Annotated in this window: 13 protein-coding genes; 6 read left to right on the top strand and 7 right to left on the bottom strand. The window is 70.3% G+C overall.

The window, feature by feature from the left end; translation table 11 throughout:
* Positions 1 to 45: 45 nt before the first annotated feature.
* Positions 46 to 2,034, bottom strand: coding sequence for an alkyl/aryl-sulfatase (locus AC07UK_RS18250; protein ID WP_494686540.1), 1,989 nt, complete (start codon positions 2,032 to 2,034; stop codon positions 46 to 48).
* A gap of 180 nt (positions 2,035 to 2,214) precedes the next feature.
* Between AC07UK_RS18250 and AC07UK_RS18245 the strand changes: the two genes are divergently transcribed.
* A complete protein-coding gene (locus AC07UK_RS18245; RefSeq protein WP_436222968.1) occupies positions 2,215 to 2,847 on the top strand; it encodes a TetR/AcrR family transcriptional regulator in 633 nt (210 codons plus the stop codon).
* Here the strand turns inward: AC07UK_RS18245 and AC07UK_RS18240 are convergent, their stop codons facing one another.
* Positions 2,848 to 3,801 (bottom strand): delta(1)-pyrroline-2-carboxylate reductase family protein, encoded by a 954-nt coding sequence (locus AC07UK_RS18240; protein WP_494686541.1) that lies wholly within the window; start codon positions 3,799 to 3,801, stop codon positions 2,848 to 2,850.
* A gap of 59 nt (positions 3,802 to 3,860) precedes the next feature.
* Positions 3,861 to 4,874 (bottom strand): aldo/keto reductase, encoded by a 1,014-nt coding sequence (locus tag AC07UK_RS18235; RefSeq protein WP_494686542.1) that lies wholly within the window; start codon positions 4,872 to 4,874, stop codon positions 3,861 to 3,863.
* A 100-nt stretch (positions 4,875 to 4,974) separates the two neighbouring features.
* Between AC07UK_RS18235 and AC07UK_RS18230 the strand changes: the two genes are divergently transcribed.
* Entirely contained in the window at positions 4,975 to 5,898 is a 924-nt protein-coding gene (locus tag AC07UK_RS18230) for a LysR family transcriptional regulator (RefSeq protein WP_436222971.1), read from the top strand.
* On the opposite strand, the gene pbpC is transcribed toward AC07UK_RS18230, so the two are convergent.
* The 4 genes from pbpC to AC07UK_RS18210 form a co-directional block, all read right to left on the bottom strand.
* Positions 5,888 to 8,113 (bottom strand): penicillin-binding protein 1C, encoded by a 2,226-nt coding sequence (gene pbpC, locus AC07UK_RS18225; RefSeq protein WP_494686543.1) that lies wholly within the window; start codon positions 8,111 to 8,113, stop codon positions 5,888 to 5,890. The two genes, AC07UK_RS18230 and pbpC, sit on opposite strands and share 11 nt — an antisense overlap.
* Positions 8,110 to 8,814 (bottom strand): lysoplasmalogenase, encoded by a 705-nt coding sequence (locus tag AC07UK_RS18220; RefSeq protein WP_436222973.1) that lies wholly within the window; start codon positions 8,812 to 8,814, stop codon positions 8,110 to 8,112. Before AC07UK_RS18220 ends, pbpC begins: the two co-directional genes overlap by 4 nt.
* Positions 8,811 to 14,882, bottom strand: a complete 6,072-nt coding sequence (locus AC07UK_RS18215; RefSeq protein WP_494686544.1) for an alpha-2-macroglobulin family protein — start codon at positions 14,880 to 14,882, stop codon at positions 8,811 to 8,813. Before AC07UK_RS18215 ends, AC07UK_RS18220 begins: the two co-directional genes overlap by 4 nt.
* A gap of 109 nt (positions 14,883 to 14,991) precedes the next feature.
* Entirely contained in the window at positions 14,992 to 15,477 is a 486-nt protein-coding gene (locus AC07UK_RS18210) for an Lrp/AsnC family transcriptional regulator (RefSeq protein ID WP_013958424.1), read from the bottom strand.
* A 169-nt stretch (positions 15,478 to 15,646) separates the two neighbouring features.
* On the opposite strand from AC07UK_RS18210, the gene phhA reads away from it, so the two are divergent.
* The 4 genes from phhA (at position 15,647) to AC07UK_RS18190 (ending at position 19,645) form a co-directional block, all read left to right on the top strand.
* A complete protein-coding gene (phhA, locus tag AC07UK_RS18205) occupies positions 15,647 to 16,576 on the top strand; it encodes a phenylalanine 4-monooxygenase (protein WP_436222975.1) in 930 nt (309 codons plus the stop codon).
* A 149-nt stretch (positions 16,577 to 16,725) separates the two neighbouring features.
* The gene (locus AC07UK_RS18200) at positions 16,726 to 17,025 is read left to right on the top strand and encodes a 4a-hydroxytetrahydrobiopterin dehydratase (protein ID WP_010811305.1); all 300 of its coding nucleotides are present in this window, start codon (positions 16,726 to 16,728) and stop codon (positions 17,023 to 17,025) included.
* Positions 17,026 to 17,183: 158 nt separating this feature from the next.
* Positions 17,184 to 17,888: a response regulator transcription factor gene (locus tag AC07UK_RS18195; RefSeq protein ID WP_013958427.1), complete on the top strand. Its 705-nt coding sequence runs from the start codon at positions 17,184 to 17,186 to the stop codon at positions 17,886 to 17,888.
* A 128-nt stretch (positions 17,889 to 18,016) separates the two neighbouring features.
* Positions 18,017 to 19,645 (top strand): sensor histidine kinase N-terminal domain-containing protein, encoded by a 1,629-nt coding sequence (locus AC07UK_RS18190; protein ID WP_494686545.1) that lies wholly within the window; start codon positions 18,017 to 18,019, stop codon positions 19,643 to 19,645.
* Positions 19,646 to 19,653 lie beyond the last annotated feature (8 nt).

The raw sequence follows: 19,653 nt of genomic DNA, 5'->3' as shown, positions 1-19,653 counted from the left end.
GCTGGCGCGCAACAGAAGCCGCCTGCCAGCCCCATCCCGGTGCCGTCAGGGCGTCACGATGCTGAAGTTCGGCTCGGACTTGTCCATCAGCGCCGTCCAAGCCGCCAGCGCCTGCGGGTCGCCGTCCACGCGGGCGCGGCCCGCCTGCGTCTCGGCCTGCAGCGTGGTCTGGCCAGCCAGCACCCCCATCAGCACGGCGCGCGGCATGGTCAGCGTGGCCTGCGGGGACGCGTGCTGCGCCTCGGGCTTGTAGCGGAACACGCCGTTCTCCACCGTCAGCGCAAAGCGCTTGCCGGTGTCAGGCTGTACCCAGTTCAGCGCCAGCGTCTTGCCCGCGGCGCGGTCGCCGTTCAGGCTGATCGCCAGGTAATCCAGGAACATGGTGTCGGTCATGGCGCGCAGCACGTCCGGGCTGCCGGCACGGCGGCCGGCCGGGGGCGGGCCACTACGCAGTTCGGCGGCACCGGTCAGGTAGGCATTGCGCCAGGTCGAGGATTCGGCTTGGTAGCCGAGCTGCTCCAGCGCGTCGGCTTCCAGCTGGCGGGCAGCCTGGTTGGACGGATCGGCAAAGACCACGTGCTTGACCACCTCGGCCACCCAGCGGTATTCGCCACGCGCGTACGCCGCGCGCGCCTGCTCCAGCACGCGCGGCGCGCCGCCCATGAATTCGACATAGCGCTTGCCCGCCTCTTCCGGCGGCAGCGGGTTCAGGTTGGCAGGGTTGGCGTCATACCAGCCGAGGTAGCGCTGGTACACCGCCTTGGCGTTGTGGCTGACGGTGCCGTAGTAGTCGCGCAGATGCCATTCGGCGGCCAGCGACGGCGGCAGCTTCACGCGCTCGGCGATCTCGGCCGGCACGTAGCCCATGTTGGCCAGCCGCAGCGACTGGTCATGGATGTACTTGTAGCCGTCGCGCTGCTTGCCCAGGTAGGTGACGATGTCCTGGCGGCCCCAGGTAGGCCAGTGGTGCTGTGCGAACAGGACCTCGGTGCGGCCGCCGAAGCGGTCGATGGTCTCGTCCAGCGCGCGCCACCACTGGTTGGCGTCGCGCACCTGGGCGCCGCGGATGGTGTACAGGTTGTGCAGGTTGTGGGTGGCGTCCTCGGCGGCGCACAGTGCCTTCCACTGCGGGAAGTACATCAGCATCTCGGCCGGGGCCTCGGTGCCCGGCGCCATCAGGAATTCGATCTGCACGCCGTCGATGGTGCGCGTGTCACCGGTCTTGTGGATCAGGTCCGTCGGCGGGATCAGCGTCACCGTGCCGTGCGCCACCCCCTTGCCCAGCCCCGCATCCACCTGCCCGGTGGCCGAGCGCGGCAGGTTGAAGCCATACATGTACTGCGCGCGGCGGCTCATGGCGTTGCCGGCGAAGACGTTCTCGCTGACGGCCTCTTCCATGAACCCTTCCGGCGCCAGCACCTTGACCCGCCCGGCCTTGACGTCGTCTTCGCTGACGACACCCTTGACCCCGCCGAAGTGGTCGCCATGGCTGTGCGTATAGATCACCGCGACCACGGGCTTCCTGGGCCGGTGCTTGAAGTACAGGTCGAGCCCGGCGCGCGAGGTCTCCATCGAGGTCAGCGGATCGATCACGATCAGGCCGGTATCGCCCTCGATGATTGTCATGTTGGCAATATCGAAGCCACGGATCTGGTAGATCCGATCCGTCACCTGGAACAGCCCGTTGTGCATGTTCAGCTGCGCCTGGCGCCACAGGCTGGGGTTCACGGTGGCCGGCGCCCGGTCTTGCTTGAGGAAGCCGTAGGGATCCAGCGCCCACACCACATTGCCCTTGGCGTCGCGGATCTCGGTGTTGTCCAGCGTGCCGATAAAACCACGGCGCGCGGCCTCGAAGTCACGCCGGTCCTGGAACGGCAGTTGCTGCAGCACGGCTGCATTGGCACGGGCGGTGGCATCGGTGGCGGGATTGCCCGCGGTGGCCGGGGCAGGTGCGGCGCCGGCGGTGCCGGCAAGGCTGATGGCGGCTGCAGCCAGCGCGGCGGCGGCTGCGGCAATGGCAGTCGGGTACGACATCCTGGTCTCCTGGAAATCCTGGGCCGGATGTCCGTATCCGGCCTGCAATGCATCTGTAATTGTGCTGAATGTTCAGTACAATACTGGAGTTTGCTGGCAGACCCCGGCCGCTGTCAAATAGGCATCCGGCCCGAATATTCCTGATTTGCCGCCGGCACCACCTGTCTTCCGCCCCCGCCCATGCCACCGACCCGCCCGGCCGCACAAAAGCCTCCAGCCTCCGTCACCAAGAACCGCCGCGGCCTGGAAACCCGCGAACGCGTCATTGCCGTGACGCGCGGGCTGATCAGCGCGCACGGCTACGCCGAGGTGACCCTCGACCAGATCTCCGCCGAGGCCGGCGTGGCCAAGAGCAGCCTGCTGTGGCATTTCGGCAGCAAGGAAATGCTGCTGGCGGAAGCCGCAACCAGCTTGTTCCGGGATATCGGCGAGGGGCTGAGCGCAGAGCCGCACCAGGGCAAGACCGCGGCGCGGCGGCTGGAAAACGCCTTCGACCGGGTGGCCGACTATTTCACGGCCAATCCGGAAGCCAAGGGGGTCGTGCTGGCCCTGCTGTTCTCAGGCAGCGTGCCGCCCAGCGTGCGCGAGGAGATCCGCCGCAGCTGGGACGCGCATGTGCAGGACCTGGTCGATGCGCTGTCCGCACCCGGGCGCCCACTGCCCGCGCCGATGGCGCGCCTGATGGTGGCGACCATCCATGGCTGCTACTGCCACTGGTATGCCAGCGACCGCAGCGAACCGATCGCCGGCTTCCTGGCGCCGGCGCGCGAGCTTTTCAGCGACTGGCTGCGCGCCAGGGACGGCGGCGAGTAATCAGCCGCGGCTGGCCAGCACGCAAGCGGCCAGGTCCCACAGCGCGTAGCCCACGCTCTTGAACACCAGCGGGCTGCCAGCCTGCGCACGGATGGCATCGGCCTGCAGGATCGCGGTCTCGAACGGCTGCACTTCGGCCCAGTCGATGCCGGCCTGCAGCAGGTCGCCGGCCTCGTCCTCGATTCCGAACAGGGTATCGGCCAGCAGCCGGCCGCTATCCGCGGCCGCATGGCATAGCGCCGGCGGCAGTTCGCACATGTCAGGCCGGAACGCACCGACCGCCGCAATGAAGTGATCGTCGCGCCAGAGGCCGCTGTCCAGGTCCGGCAGCACCGGGCTGCGGCTGGACGTGACCGTGGCCACCATCGATACACGCGGCAATACCGCCGCGACTGACTCGGCCACCTGCGCTTCCACGCCCAGCGTGCGCGCGTGCGCGGCCAGCGCGTCGGCCTTGTCGCGCGTGCGCGAATGCAGCCACACCTTGCGCACGCCCAGCCCGGCCACGAAGGCCTCCAGATGCGTCAACGCCTGCACCCCGGCACCGACCACCAGCAGCTCGCCGTCCGTGCGCGCGGCAAAACACTGCGCCGCCAGCAGCGACACGGCCGCGGTGCGCCGTCCCGTCACCGTGGGGCCGTCGAGCATGGCGATGCGCTCGCCGGTGTGCGCGTCGGCCACCACCACCTCGCCGAGGATATTGGGCAGCCCGCGCTGCGGGTTGCCGGGATGGACGGTGATGTTCTTGGTCATCACCAGGCTGCGGTTGCGCGCGGGCATCACCAGCAGCGTGCCTTCGCCACCTTGCGCATCGCCCACCGGCAGCGCAATGCGCGGCGGCGCCATGGCGGTGCCGTCGCGCAGCTCGGCCAGCATGCCGGCGATGGCATGCGCCAGTTCGGGATACGGCAGGCGCGCCGCCGTGCTGGCGGCATCGAGGGGGACGAGGGACATGCTCTGGCTCCGGCAAGATGTTGCGAAGCGCCATTATTGCGCATGCCCGGCCATGCGCTTCAGCGCGCCAGCAACGCCATCACCTGTGCGGCATAGCGCGTACCCGCCGCTGCGCCGGCCGGGAATACGGCGTCGATGCCGGCCAGGTCCTGCGCATCCAGCCGCACCGCCAGCGCACCGAGGTTGTCGTCCAGGTTGGCGATGCGGCGCGTGCCGGGAATCGGCACCACCTGCGGCCCGCGCGCCAGCACCCAGGCCAGCGCCAGCTGCGCCGGCGTGCAGCCCTTGTCCGCGGCCAGCTCGCCCACTTTGTCGACCAGTGCCAGGTTGCGCGCGAAATTCTCGCCCATGAAGCGCGGGTTGGTGCGGCGGAAGTCGTCCTCGTCGAAATCCTCCGGGCTGCGGATCGCGCCGGTCAGGAAGCCGCGGCCCAGCGGGCTGTACGGCACGAAGCCGATGCCCAGGCGCTCGCAGGCCGCAAGGATGCCGTCCTCGTCCGCGTCGCGGGTCCACAGCGAATACTCGCTCTGCAGCGCCGTGATCGGGTGCACCTGGTGGGCACGTTCAAGCGTGGCGGCACTGGCTTCGGACAATCCCAGCCAGCGTACCTTGCCGGCCTTCACCAGGTCCGCCATGGCCCCCACGGTCTCTTCGACCGGCACGGCCGGATCCACGCGATGCTGGTAGTACAGGTCGATATGGTCCGTGCCCAGCCGCTTCAGGCTGGCCTCGCAGCTGGCACGCACATAGTCGGGGCGGCCATTGACGCCACGCGTGGCCGGGTTAGCCGGGTCGCGCACCAGGCCGAACTTGGTCGCCAGCACGACCTGGCCGCGCCGCCCGGCGATGGCGCGGCCCACCAGTGCCTCGTTGGTGTGCGGGCCGTAGATATCGGCGGTGTCTAGCAGGTTGATGCCGCGTTCCAGCGCGTGGTGAATGGTGCGGATCGACTCGGCGTCGTCATGCGCGCCATAGAAGTCGCTCATGCCCATGCAGCCGAGGCCGAGCGGATAGACGCTGGGACCGGTCTTGCCCAGCTGGCGGAATGGAGTGGAAATGGCGTTCGCAGTCATCGAGGGCTCCTGTTGGCCGGTCGGGCACCGGCGGTGCATGGGATGGGGCAAGTATGGGCACTCGACCCGCGTGGAAACAGCGTGCTACGCTGCATGCATCATGAAGCCAGACTTCACAATCGATATCGATTCCCTGCCCGCGCTGGCCGCGTTCACGCGCGTGGCGCGGCTCGGCAGCTTTACCGCCGCCGCGGCTGCGCTGGCGGTCAGCCCCTCGGCGGTCTCGCAGACCATTCGCCAGCTGGAAGCGCGCCTGGGCGTGCGGCTGCTGCAGCGGACCACCCGCAGCGTCGGCCTGACCGAAGCCGGGGCCGCGTTGCTGGCGCGCGTGGAGCCGGCGCTGGCAGAGATCGGCGCCGCCACCGACGATATCCGCCAGCAGCGCGACATGCCCGCCGGCACGCTGCGGCTGACCACCCCGACCACCGCCGGCGCGCTGGTGCTGCGGCCGCTGCTGGCCGACTTCATGCGCGCCTGCCCCGGCATCACCGTCGACGTGGTCACCGACGACCGCTTCGCCGACCTGGTGGCCGAAGGCTTTGACGCGGGGCTGCGCCTGGGCGAGGCCCTGCAGCGCGACATGGTCGCGATCCCGGTCACCGGCCCGCTGCGCATGGTGGTGGCCGCCTCGCCCGATTACTTTGCCCGCCATGGCACGCCGCGCCATCCGCGCGAACTGCACGCGCATGCCGGCCTGCAGTACCGCTTTGGCCCGCACGGCAGCGTCTATCGCTGGGAGTTCGTCGAGGACGGCCGCACCGTTACCGTGGCCACGCGCCCCGCGCTGATCGCCAACGACAAGACCCTGCTGCATCAGGCGGCGCTCGACGGCATGGGGCTGATCTACGAATTCCCGGTCCATATCCAGCCGGCGCTGGACAGCGGCCGGCTGGTCACGGTGCTCGACGCCTGGCTGCCGCCGTTCGACGGCTTCTACCTGTACTACCCGGGCCGCGTGCTGATGCCGCCCAAGCTGCGCGTATTCGTCGATTTCCTGAAAGCGCGCGCCGGCCTCAGCGCTTAGCCGCAGGCACAGGCGCGCGCACCGACGCGCCGCGCACTTCGATGCCGATGCGGTCCACCACCTTGCCTGAGGCATCGAGCAGCTCCACCTGGTGCCGCCCCGGCCACGGCAGCCATGCCACCTCGCCGCCGCGCCCCAGCGGCTTGCCGTCCATGCGCCAGCTGACCGTGCGCGCGGTCTGGCCGGCCACGCCCTCGGCATGGAACCAGACACGCTGCGCCGCGGGCGGCATGTCGGGGTCCAGCGCAAACACGGTGCCGTCGGCGGGATTGGCGATCACGGGTGCGGTCGGGCGCGCCGCGGGTGCACTCACGCTGACGCGCCGGATCGCGGTACCAGCCAGAAAGACTTCATCGCGCGCTGGCTCCAGCCCGTCGCCGAAGCTCAGCGCCACGCGCTGCACGCCGGCGGGTATGGCGGGGGCCTGGCTGGCGCGCGTGCGGTGCAGCGCTTCCATGATGTCGTGCCAGACCGGCGCTGCGCCCGATACGCCCGAGACCTCGTGCATGCTGGCGCCGCTGGCATTGCCGACCCACACGCCCACGGTGTAATGCTGCGACCAGCCGATGCACCAGTTGTCGCGCATGTCCTTGCTGGTGCCGGTCTTCACCGCGGTCCAGAAGCGCGTGGTGAGCGGGCTGTCCAGACCGAAGGTGCGCGCGCGCGCATGACGGTCCGACAGGATGTCGGCGATCACGTAGCTCGCGCCAGGCTGCATCACCGCTGTCATCGATGCGGCCGCGGCCCCTTCCTGCAGCCGTGGCGGCGCGTAACGCCCGCCATTGGCCAGGGCGCGGTACGCATTGGTCAGCGCCAGCAGCGACACGTCGGCGCTGCCCAGCGCCAGGCTGAACCCGTAGTAGTCGCCGGCCTCGGTCAGCGGCAGCCCCAGCGCCACCAGCCGCTTGTGGAAGCGGTGCGGAGTCACCATCACCAGCGTGCGCACCGCGGGCACGTTCAGCGACGCGGCCAGTGCCGCGCGCAGGCTGACCCAGCCGGCATAGCGGTGATCGTAGTTCTGCGGCACGTAGAGCCCGCCGCCCACCGGCAGGTTCACCGGCCGGTCGTCCAGCAGCGAGGCCGCCGTCAGCCGCTTCTCTTCCAGCGCCTGCTCGTACAGGAAGGGCTTGAGCGTCGAGCCCGCCTGCCGCAGCGCCGCCGCGTGGTCCACCTGCGCGGCGCCTGACAGCGTGCCCGACGAGCCCACATAAGCCAGCACGTCGCCGCTGGCATTGTCGATCACCACCACCGCGCCGTCCTCGACATTGCGCCCGGCCAGTTCGCGCAGGTGCCGGTCCAGGCTGGTGGCAGCCGCGCGCTGCAGGCGGGCATCGAGCGTGGACGTGATGCGCGCAGGCATGGGTACGCCCGCAGCCAGCTGCGAGCGCGCCTCGCTGACCAGGCGCCGTGCCAGGTGCGGTGCCAGCTGCGGCGACGCCGCCGACGGCGCGGCCGCCGCGGCGCGCTGCGCCACCGGCCCGGTACGAAGCAGCGCCAGTTGCGCAAAGCCTTCCAGGCCATCGCACTCGCGCGGCAGGCGCATCTCGCGCAGGATGCCGCAGGCGCGGCTTGCCACCTGAGCGGCCTTGGCATTGGGCGCACGCACCAGCGCCACCGCCAGTGCCGATTCGCGCGCGTTGAGCCCTTCCGGGTACTTGCCGAACAGCACCTGCGACATCGCCGACAGGCCCACCAGCTCGCCGCGGAACGGCACCAGGTTCAGGTAGGCCTCCAGGATCTGATCCTTGCTCCAGCTGCGCTCGAGCGCCGCCGCGCCCGCGGCCTGCCCCAGCTTCTGCGTGAAGCTGCGGCCCTGCCCCGGCGCGCCCGGCCGGCGCAGGTCCTGATCGAGCAGGCCCGCCAGCTGCATGGTCAGCGTCGAGGCACCGCGCGTGCGCGTGTTCCACAGGTTGGCCCAGGCCGCGGCCGCCACGCCCTGCCAGTCGACCCCGCTATGGGCATAGAAGCGCCGGTCCTCCGACAGCACGATGGCAGTGCGCAGCGCGGGCGAGGTATCGGCCAGCGCGACCCAGTCGCCGCGGCGCGCGCGGAAGTTGTCGCGCACGCGGCCCACAGTGTCGCCGTGGCGGTCCAGCACCAGCACATCGGCACTGCGCCAGTCGGTACGGACTTGCTCGAAGGACGGCAGGGCCATGGCAGATGCGGACCAGGCCAGCGCCGTCACCAGCACCATGCGAATACAGCGCTGCTTCATGCCTGCCTGCGTCCCGCCACGATGCCCGCCACAAGCAGCACCTGGGCCGCGGCGTAGGTCCACCAGATGCCAAGCTGGAAGGATTCGAACGGCACCAGGAAGCGCGCGATGCCGATCATCATGTCCGAGGCGGCAAAGCACAGCGCCCCCAGCGCCGCCAGCGGCGTGGGCAGGCGCGCCACCAGCGCGCTGCAGGCCATCGCCGCAAGCACGCCCACGTAGATCGCCACCGGCACCGTCAGCGGGCCCATATTGGGCCAGAAGCGGCCCAGCATGGTGCCCGCCACGCCCAGCATGGCGCCGCACGCAATCAGCCGGTGCGGGCGCGTGTCGCCCGCCAGCGGCACCAGCACGCGCAGGTAGGCCAGGTGCGCGAGCAGGAAGGCGCCAAGCCCGCCCATGAACGAAAACGTCAGCGTCGGCAGCGCCAGCAGGAGGTCGCCCAGGGCTGAGAACAGCAGCGCCGTGACCAGCCAGCGGCGCTCCACAAGCGGCCGGTGAAACCACGCGGCGCGTGCCAGCAGCAGCGCCATCGCGGTCTTCCATGCGGGCTGCATGGCGATATGCCCGGTCAGCGGCGCGCCGTCAGGCAGCTCGATCGCCACCTGCACCAGCAACGCGCCGTAGATGATGCCGGCCAGCGTGCCCGCGATCCACCACTCGCGCACGCGTGCCGGCATCATCATCGACAGCCAGCTCATGGGCGCGCCCCCACCGCCAGTCGCGCATTGGGCGCCACGCCGAACACGTCGGGCGCATACATCGCCTCCACGCGCGTGGGCGGCAGAGCGAAGTCGCCGGCGTTGTTCAGCCGCACCGTGTATTCGACCGATACCGTGCCCTTGGGCAGATAGCCGAAGTACTCGCGGTAGGCTTGCGGCGTGCGCTCGGTGTAGGCCGGCCAGGCCGCGCCCTTGCGCCGCTCGCCGCGCGTCGCGATCTGGGAGTCACGGCCCAGGCCGCTGCCGAGGATGGTGGCGCCGGCAGGCACCGGATCGCTGACCACCACCCAGGTCATGTCGGCCTGCGCATCGATCTCCAGCTTGACGCGGTAGACATCGCCGCGCGACCACTTGTCCTTCACCGCCTGCTCCTGCGGCGTCACGGTGCGCTTGATGCGGTAGCCCGCGGCCAGCGGCGCGGTAACCGGCACCGCCGCCAGCGCCCGCACCGTGGCCCACGGATGGCCGGCGCCGGCGTGCTCCACCTGCAGCGTGCCGCCGTCGGCGCCGGTCGGCCACGGCAGGTCAACGCTGCCCTGGGCCACGCCGTCGGTGCGCTGCGCGCGCGCCCAGTCGAAACTGCGAGAGGCGTCGGCCGCGTTGCTCAGGCTCGCCCGCGTGGTGCCCGCCACCGGCGTCTTCTCGAACGCCTGCGAGAAGCGCGTCACCGCCAGCATGCCCCAGGCATTGGCAGTGGTGGTGCCCCAGGCACCATGCACCTGCCGGCCCAGCAGCCCGGTGGCCAGTTGCGGCGCATCTTCCTTCCAGCCCGGCAGTTCCGACGCCAGCGCCAGCAGGCGCGCGGCATTGGTGTCGCCGCCGGCCATCATCCACCACCAGTTGTCGTTGCGCTCGGTGGAGAACGCCAGGCGCGTGCCCTGCACCGTCAGGCGCGAGCGCAGCAGCTGCTGCGCCTCGGCCAGGCGTTGCTCGCGCTGCGGGATGTCCTGCATGCGCGTGAGCAGCAGGGTCCAGTCCAGCAGCGCAGAGGTCGGCCACTGCGCCGGCAGGATCTGGATCGAGCCCAGCATGCGCGCCTGCGCATGGCCGGTGCGCGACAGGGCCTCGAGCGCGGCCAGCTTGCGCGCTTCCAGGTACTGCGTGCCGGCCACCGGCGCCCAGCTGTCGCGGCGGATGCGGCCTTCGACGAAGTCGGTCAGCCCGCGCTCCATCTGCGTGCGCTGCGCGTCGGGGATGCGCAGCGCCAGCCCGGCGCGCGCGGCCTCGTCGGTGACTGCCAGCAGGTAGGCGGTGAGCACTTCGCTGCCGAAGTCGCCATCGGCGTTCAGCGGGAAGTACGAGGCCAGCCCGTTGGCATCGAGATAGGACGGCAGCTGCGTCATCAGCGCGTCCCACGCGGCGGTGTCGTTCAGGCCGATGGCTTTCGATGCGCGCTGCTCCAGGCAGGTGAACGGGTAGTTGCGGAACCACTCGCGCACGCCCGGCATGCCGCCCGCCAGCGACGACTGGAAGTTCACCTGCAGCCCGCCGCGCACCTTGCCCGCCGGATCCGCCAGCGCACCCGGCGGCGCCTTGATTGGCACCGACAGCGACGGCGACACCTGCGCCAGCGTGCCCTGCTGCACCGTCACCGGCACCGCCGGCACGATCTGCTGCGACACCTTGATGCGGTCGGCCGCGCCACCCGTGCCCTGCTCGCTCGCCTGCACTTCCCACGTCACCGTGCCGCTGCGCGAGTACGCCAGCAGCGCGGGCGCGGTCACGTCCCAGCCGATCTCGCGCGCTTCGCCGGCAGGGATCTGCACGGTCTGCGCCGGCAGGCTGGTCTCATTGCCGAGCAGCGTGCCGCGCGCGCTGGCCTGCACCGTCATCGCGCGCCTGGTGGTATTGCGCAGCGTGAACATGGCGCGGTAGCGGTCGTCCTCGCGCACCAGCAGCGGCAGGCCGGAAATCACCTGCAGGTCCTGCGTGGCGGCGATGGTGGCGCTGCCCGTGCCGAAGCGGCCGAGGCCGAGGTCCGCCACCGCGACGATGCGGAAGCTGGTCAGCGAATCGTTGAGCGGCACTTCGATACTGGCGCGGCCCTCGGCATCGAGCTGCACGCGCGGGTTCCATACCAGCAGTGTGTCGAACAGCTCGCGCGTGGGGCTCTTGCCGCCGCCGCCGCCCGCCGGCACCGCCTTGCGCCCGTAGTGGCGGCGCCCGATGATTTCCATCTGCGCGGTCGACGTCTCCACGCCGTAGCCGCGCCGCTGCAGCATCGCATCGAGCAGGTCCCAGCTGGTGTTGGGCATCAGTTCCAGCAGCGCCTGGTCCACCGCGGCCAGCGCCACTTCGCCGTTGGCGGCGGGCTTGCCGTCTGGCAGCTTCACCTGGATCGCCACGCGCGCCTTGCCGCGCACCGGATAACTGGCCTTGTCCGGCGTCACGGTAACGTCGAGCCGGTGGCCCGCATTGCCGACGCGGATCTCGGCCAGCCCCAACCGGAAGGCCGGCTTGGACAGGTCCACCAGCGCCGTCGGCGCGGCGTATTCGCGGCCCTCGCTGCGGAACGCGCGCCACCACTCTCCCGGCTGGCGCCAGCCCCAGGTGAAGAACGAATACCAGGGCACCTCATGCAGGCGCCCGCGCAAGGCCAGCACCGACACGTAGACATTGGGCCCCCACTCCGGCTTCACCTGCACGCGCACGGTGGGATCGCTGCCATGCAGCTCGACCACCTGCGTCTGGTAGATGCCCTCGCGCTCCACCGCTACCAGCGCGGTGGCATGGCGGAACGGCATGCGCACCTGGAACACCGCGGTGTCGCCCGGCGCATAGGACTTCTTCTCCGGCAGCAGGTCGATGCGGTCATGGTTCTCGCCGCCGAACCAGAGCTCGCCCTGGCGCGTGACCCAGACTGTCGACGCCGCCTGCGCGGTGCGCCCGTCCTTGTCGCGCGCGCTTGCCACCAGTTCGATCTGGCCGGCCTGCTCAAGCGCCACGTCGCAGCGCGCACGGCCCTGCGCATCGGTGCGGGTCTCGCACACGGTGCCGAGGTCGCGCGTCTCGGAGCGGTTGTCATAGCGGTAGAAGCCGCCCACCACGCGCTTGCGCGCCGAGGTGGTGATGCGTGCCCTCGCGTTGATCTTGACCGGCGCATCCGCCACCGGCTTGCCGTTGACGTCCAGCACCACGCCGTGCACGGCCAGCTTCTGCTTGACCGAGACCCAGCCATCGGTGCGGATGCCGGCCACCACCGCCGCCGGCCACACCGGCACGGTCTGGCGCAGCGTCTGGATCTCGCCGTTGGGGTCGGCAAAGCCGGCTTCGAGCAGCAGGTCGCGCGGGGTTTCAATCTTGGGCAGCTTGCGCAGCGTCACGGTGCCGTTGCCGTTCTTGTCGAGCGTCACCGGCAGCTTGTCGGCGACCAGCTTCTGGCCGTCGGCACTGGCATCGCTCTGCTGGTCCTCATCCATCTCCTCGTCGCCGCTGGCGCTTTCGCGCTGGGCACGCGGCGGATTGAACGAGAACTCGTCATAGCCAGGGAAGCTGACGTATTTGTCGCGCAGCAGCGCGGACACGCGCACGGGCAGCCCGGCCGCGCCGCCGCCGGACAGGTAGTGGATCTCCACGCCGACCGGCAGTTCGGCAGGCGCGACCACGGCCCCCGCCTTGCCAGCCACCTGCAGCGTGCCGGCCAGCACCGGCAAGCGGAATGCCTCGACGCGGAAACTGCCGCTGGTGTAGCTGCGCGCGCCGCCATTGTCCTGCGCGCCATCGCCCTTCTGCGTTTCCAGCTCCACGCTGTAGACCCCCAGCTTGGCCGCCGGCGGCACCTGGAAGGTGCTCTCCGCGCTGCGCCCGCCGGTCGCGGTCTGGCGCCATTGCAGCGGCAGCTCGTAGGTCTGGCCGCTGCCTTCATGGCGGATCACCACGCGCGTGGGCAGCGGGCGGCTGGCTGGCGGCAGGGCAAAGCCCTGCGCGGTCTCGGCACGGATCAGGTGCTTCATCGACACGGTCTCGCCGGCGCGCAGCAGCGTGCGGTCGAAGATGGTGTGGGCGCGCACCGTGGGTGCGGTGCTGGTGTCGGTCGGCACATTGAAGCGCCAGGTCTCGATGCCACGGTTCCAGTCTGACATCACGAAGGCCATGTCGGCCTTGCCGCGCGCCTGCGGATGGCCGACGCCGATGCGGGCCGAGACGAAATAGCCCGACAGCCCGTTCTGGTCGCAGGCGCCTTCGGGCGCGGCCGCCAGCCTGGCAAAGCGCGCCACGCCGCTGGCGTCGGTACGGCCTTCGCCCAGCAGGCGGCCGCTGCAGTCGCGCACCGCCACGGCGGCATCGGCAACCGGCTTGCCGTCGTCCAGCGCGGTGACCCAGGCCAGCCCGCTGCGGCTGCCATCGTCTTCATTGCCGGCACTGCGGCCCAGCTTGAAATGCACGCCCAGGTTGGTAACCAGCGCCGCGGTGCGCACGTACATCGGCGCGCGCTTGCCCAGCAGCGACTCGCCCAGCATCGGCGAGGCGATCTCCACCACATGGAAGCCCGGTTCCGGCAGCGGGATGCCCACCACCTCGAACGGCCGCGGCGCATCGCCCGAAGGCTTGGGCACGGCCAGCTTCTGCACGCCGGGGGCGCGCTCGAGCAGGGACACCGAGCGCGTCTCGATCGACACCGCATTGCGCGGGTTGTTGACGCGATACGGCGAGCGGCCCGCCAGCACGGCGTCGAGCTCGGGCCGGGTATAGCTAGCCTCATGCATGCGGCGCACCAGGCCAAACCATTGCATCACGGCCGTGTCGTCGTCCACGCGCAGCTTCATCACGGTGCCGGCCCTGGCCTGCACGCCGCGCACGGCGAGGTCAGCCTCGACGTTGCGCAGCGTCACCGGCAGCAGCGGCGGGTAGTCGGCCGGCGCCTTGCCGCGCGGCAGCTCGCCGAAGCGTTCCACCACGCCAAACGGCGCCGCGGCAAACTTGGCCAGCGGCGGCATCGATGCGGTCGCCACCTTGAGCGGGAACAGGTCGGCATTGGCCAGCGTGCGGCCGCTGTCGTCCTTCAGGTTGCGCGGCACTTCGATGGTGAACTGGGCCTTCTCCGCGAACGGCGCGGCAAAGGTCAGCGCGCTGACGCTGGCGTCCGGCGCCAGGTTGGGATCGAATTGCGGGGCGCGCGGGCCGGACGGCGTCTTCAGCACCACGCTCTCGGCCAGTTTGCGCGGCACCGGCGAGGAGAAGCTGACCGACATCGGCCGCAGCGGCGTGCACGGCGACTGCGCGTGTTCACGCTCGCAGCTGAAGCTGGCGGTGAAGGGCTCGCGCACGGTGTAGTCAAAGCGGCGCTCGTCGCGCGTAGCCACGCCGGAGGGCGTGGCAATGCCCGCGCCCAGCACCAGCTGCACCCGCGCCGCGGCCGGCAGCCGCTGCTGGCAGGCAAGCAGGTGCACGGCATCTGGCGCCTGCTTGGCAATGCGTTCCCAGTGGATGGCATCGAGCACGGCATCGCGCTCCTTGCCGGCGAGCAGGCGCACCGGGATGCGCTCGCCCAGCCCCTGCGCCTGGCACCAGGCATGTTCGCGCACCGAGGCCGCGGTGGCGGCGCCATTGAAGCGTAGCGCAAAGACCTGGTCTTCCTCGATCTCGCCGCCCGCAGGCCGGCTGGAGACGACCGTCGGGCCGCCGGTCTCGAACCGGTACTCCGGGCGGCCGGCATAGGCGGTGCCGGCCACGCTGCGCAGGCCGGTACGCATGCGCACGGTGCAGCGCACCCCCGGCGGCAGGTCGCTGGCAAAGTCGTAGACCCAGTTCTTCGCATCGATCCAGCGCGCCTGCCCGCCGGTGCCGGCACCGGTGCAGGAAACCGCCGCGGGCGCGGTGGCCTGGACGTCGCCCATCGGCACCATGGCCTCGTCGAAGCGGATCGCCACCTGCCTGACCTGCCCGACCGTGCCTTCGGGGGAGAAGCGCGTCACCTGCGCGGCCTGCGCGCCGCCGGCTGCCAGGACTCCAAGCGTGGCCACCAGGGCCAGGACTGCACGCGGCGCATGCGATTGCATTGGCAACCTGCCAAGACCCCGATCGGCTCGGGCGACGATTCCCTTCATCCTGCCATCCTCCGTTCCCGCCACGTTTGCGGCACCCGGCGAGGGTGACACGCACGCCACAGGAGCGCAAGACCGGCACGCAAACCTGCAACGCGCCGCAGGAAAAGTTTTAGCGCAGGTGCGACAGCGGCAAGGGCCCGTCGCATTTGATGGCGGTCAGCACGATATTCGAACGCACGCTTTCCACACCGGGCACGCGCATCAGCCGCTTCATGGTGAATTCGGCCAGCGTGGGCAGGTCTGGCACGACCACGCGGATCAGGTAGTCAGCCTCGCCGGCCACCGAATAGCACTCCTGCACCTCTTCCAGCAACAGGATCTCTTCGCGGAAGCGTTCGATGATGGTGTCGGCATGGTGGGCCAGCTTGACGCTGATAAAGACCATCACCCCCAGGCCCAGCGCCTGCGAGGACAGGTTGACGCGGTAGCCGGTGATGACGCCGTCGGCTTCCAGCCGCGCCAGCCGGCGCCCGACCTGGCTGGGCGACAGGTGCACGCGTTCGGCCAGTTGCTGGTGAGTGGTGCGGCCGTCGGCCTGCAGGACGGCCAGCAGCGCGAGGTCGAAGGGGTCCAGGGAGACGCCGGAGGCAGCCATACACAAATCCCGCAATCTTTATTGGAACGATGCACATTATATGCGCCACCACACCAAAACAAGCGGATTTTGCGGCCTTTCTGCGCGCTCGGCTGTCTAAACTACGCAGTAAATCCGCATTCATGCTGCCGCCGATGCAGCAAGCACGCATTACAAGGAGACGCGCACCATGTCCATCGCCACGGCCACCGAAGCCCCCGGCGCCTTTCAGGGCACCCTGACCGACAAGCTCAAGGAACAGTTCGACGCCGGCCTGCTGTCCGGCCAGGAACTGCGCCCGGACTTCACCATCGCCCAGCCGGTGCACCGCTACACCAGCACCGACCACGCCATCTGGCGCAAGCTGTACGAGCGCCAGGCCGCGATGCTGCAGGGCCGTGTCAGCGATGAATTCCTGCAGGGCCTGGCCACGCTGGGCATGGACAAGGACCGCGTCCCCGATTTCGACCAGCTCAACGAAACCCTGATGCGCGCCACCGGCTGGCAAGTCGTGGCCGTGCCCGGCCTGGTGCCGGACCAGGTGTTCTTCGAGCACCTGGCCAACCGCCGCTTCCCGGCCAGCTGGTGGATGCGCAAGCCCGAGCAGCTGGACTACCTGCAGGAGCCGGACTGCTTCCACGACGTGTTCGGCCATGTGCCGCTCTTGATCAACCCGGTCTTTGCCGACTATATGGAGGCCTACGGCAAGGGCGGCCTGAAGGCGGCCGGGCTGGGCGCGCTGGACATGCTGTCGCGGCTGTACTGGTACACGGTGGAATTCGGCCTGATCCGCACCCCGCAGGGCCTGCGCATCTACGGCGCGGGCATCCTGTCGAGCCAGGGCGAGTCGATCTACAGCCTGGATTCGGCCAGCCCCAACCGGATCGGCTTCGATGTGCGCCGCATCATGCGCACGCGCTACCGCATCGACACCTTCCAGAAGACCTACTTCGTGATCGACAGTTTCGAACAGCTGTTCGACGCCACCCGGCCGGACTTTGCGCCGCTGTACGAAGAACTGCGTGCGCTGCCGACGCTGGGCGCGGGCGACGTGGCGCCGGGCGACCAGGTGCTCAATGTCGGCACCCGCGAAGGCTGGGCCGACACCGAAGACATCTGATCCGGCCCTCGCCGGCAAACCCGGCGCGCCCTGCCCCGCTTCCCGCTTTGTGAAACAATGCCGGCATGCCCGCCGCCACGGCGCGGGCGGGCCGGCTGTCCGCATTGATTTGCGGCCTTCGTTTTCGTTACGACCAGATCGAGCCCCCTATGACTCCGCTTTCCCCGCAAGCCCGTGCCACGCTGCTGGCAGACCTGCCCGGCTGGACCACCGTCCCGGACCGCGACGCGATCTTCAAGCGCTTCACCTTCCATGACTTCAATGCCGCCTTCGGCTTCATGACCCGCGTGGCGATCCAGGCCGAGAAGGCCGACCACCACCCGGAATGGTTCAACGTCTACAACCGGGTCGACATCACGCTGTCCACGCACGATGCCAACGGCCTGACCCAGCGCGACATCGACCTGGCCCACTTCATCGAGCGCGCCGCCGACGCGGTGACCGACTAAGCGCGGGCGCGGCGGCAGCGCCGTATCGGCCAGCTGTAGGCAATCCGTAAGGAACCGGGGGCCCGCGCCTAGTACAATCTGCGGCAGGCCCGCACCTTCCGTGTGCGCCAAGAGGCCTTCCCTCCAGCCATGCCCAACTTCCTGCCCGAGCTGCCGCCATGCGTATCCTGCTGATCGAGGACGACCGCCAGATTGCCAGCGGCGTCGAAGCCGGCCTGTCCCGTGCCGGCCACCAGGTGCGCGTCGTCCACGACGGCGTCTATGCCACCGAACACCTGCTGCGCGAGCAGCACGACCTGGTCATCCTGGACCTGGGCCTGCCCGGCATCGACGGCATGACCCTGCTGGCGCGCTACCGCGCCCGCAACCGCACCACCCCGGTCATCATCCTGACCGCGCGCGACGAGCTGGAAGACAAGCTCTCGGGGCTGAACGCCGGCGCCGACGACTACCTGATCAAACCCTTCGCCCTGCCCGAGCTGGAAGCCCGCGTGCGCGTGCTGCTGCGCCGCAGCCAGCAGGGCGAGGCCGCACCCGAGCGCGACGTGCGCCTGGGGCGCCTGCGGCTGTCGGGCAACGACCGCCGCATGTTTATCGACGCCCGCCCGCTGGAGCTGTCGCCGCGCGAGTTCGCGGTGCTGGAACTGCTGCTGCAGCGCCAGGGCCGCGTGGTCAGCAAGGCGCAGCTCCAGGACCACCTGGCCACCTTTGCCCACCCCGCCGGCGAAGGCGGCGATACTGTGGGCGACACCGCGATCGAGGTCTATGTGCACCGCGTGCGCAAGAAGCTCGAGGACAGCGATGTCGAGATCGTCACCGTGCGCGGCTTCGGCTACCTGCTGCAGATCCGCGCCGGACAATGAAACCGCTCCGGCCGCCGCGGTTATCCGACACGCGGCCCTGTCCTTCGGCCTAGCCGGCAATGTGGCCTCGCTCCCGCACCTCCTCCCGGATTTCCTGGCGCACGGCCTCCCGCATCGCCACGCGGAACGTGCCCCCATCTTCCGCCACGGCTGACGCCGCGGGCGCCACCCCTGCGCCTGCAGCGACGCGCCAGGCCTCCCGCCCCGGCTCCAACATCAGCCTGCGCGCGCACCTGCTGCGCGCACTGGCCACGCCACTGTTTGCGCTGGTGCTGACCAGCGGCTCGCTGTCGTACTGGCTGGCGGCGCACTACACCACGCAGGTGTTCGACCGCGCGCTGTATGGCGTGGCCAACAATATCGCCCAGCAGATCCGCATCGCCGGCCCGCGCCTGGAGCAGGACATCCCGATGATCGCGCAGACGCTGGTCGAGGCCGAGGGCACCGACCGCATCTACTGGCGCATCCACGGCCCCGACGGGCTGATCGGCGGCATGGACACCTGGCTGGGCTACGGCACCGGCCAGACCACGCTGCACGACGCGCGCCTGTTCTACGCCTGGTTCAGCGGCCGCCAGGTGCGCGCGGTGCGGCTGCCGGTGATGCTGCCCAGCGCCGCGGTGGACGAACTCGGCACCAGCGAGGCCGGCAAAGCCGCGCGCGGGCCCATCGTGGTGGAGGTGGCGGAGCTGCTGGACCGGCGCGAGACCGCCGCCAACGAGATCCTGCTGTCGGTGTCGGTGCCGCTGATCCTGCTGCTGCTGGTCGGCAGCCTGATCCTGTCGCACGTGCTCAAGGAAGAGCTGGTGCCGCTGCAGATCCTGGCCGACAAGCTCAACCGGCAGACTGCCCGCTCGCTCGCCGCGCTGGACGAGACCCAAGTCCCGGCCGAGGTGGCGCCACTGATCCGCGGCCTCAATGCGCTGCTGGCGCGGCTGCGCGACGCGCTCGACGCGCAGCGCAAGTTCATTGCCGATGCGGCGCACCAGCTGCGCACGCCGCTGACCGCGGTCAAGCTGCATGCCGACCGGGCCCAGGAAGCCGATTCGCTGGAAGTCGCCCGGCATGCGCTGCGCGAGGTGCAGACCGCCGCTGACCGCGCGGTGCGGCTGTCCAACCAGCTGCTGTCGCTGGCGCGCGCCGAGCCCGGGCTGTCGCTGGAGCGTCTCGGTCCGGTGGAACACTTCGACCTGGCCGAGCTGGCCTTCGAGATCGGCGCCGAATGGGTGCCGCAGGCGCTGGCGCAACGCATCGACCTGGGCTTCGAGATCCTGCCCGGCCCCACCTTCACCGGCGGCGCGCCCGCCGTGGTGCGCGGCAACCGGCTGCTGATGCGCGAGGCCCTGTCCAACCTGATCGACAACGCGGTGAAGTACGTGCCCGCGGGCGGGCGCATCACGGTGCGCGCCGGCGGCGAGGCCATGGGTCACCGCGGCATGGCGGTGGTGATGGTGGAAGACAATGGCCCCGGCATCCCGCCGCAGCGGCGCGAGGAAGTCTTCAAGCGCTTCTTCCGCGGCGACCGCGCCCCCGAGCCGGGCGGCGGGCGGGCGGCCCACAGCGGCGGCGCCGGGCTGGGGCTGGCCATCGTCCATGAGATCGTGACGCTGCACCAGGGCACTATCCGCATCGAGGACGTGCCGCCGGTGCCGGGTGCGGCTGGCGATGCACCGGCCGCGGGCGGCGCGCCGGAACGGCGGCCGACCATGCGCTTCGTGATCCGGATCCCCTGCGAACCGCCAGGATCGGTGGCCTGAACCCGCTG

Source organism: Cupriavidus sp. GW821-FHT07C08 (assembly GCF_059419025.1).
The sequence above is the reverse complement of the archived record's forward strand: the minus strand, read 5'-3'. Positions and strand labels throughout refer to the sequence as shown.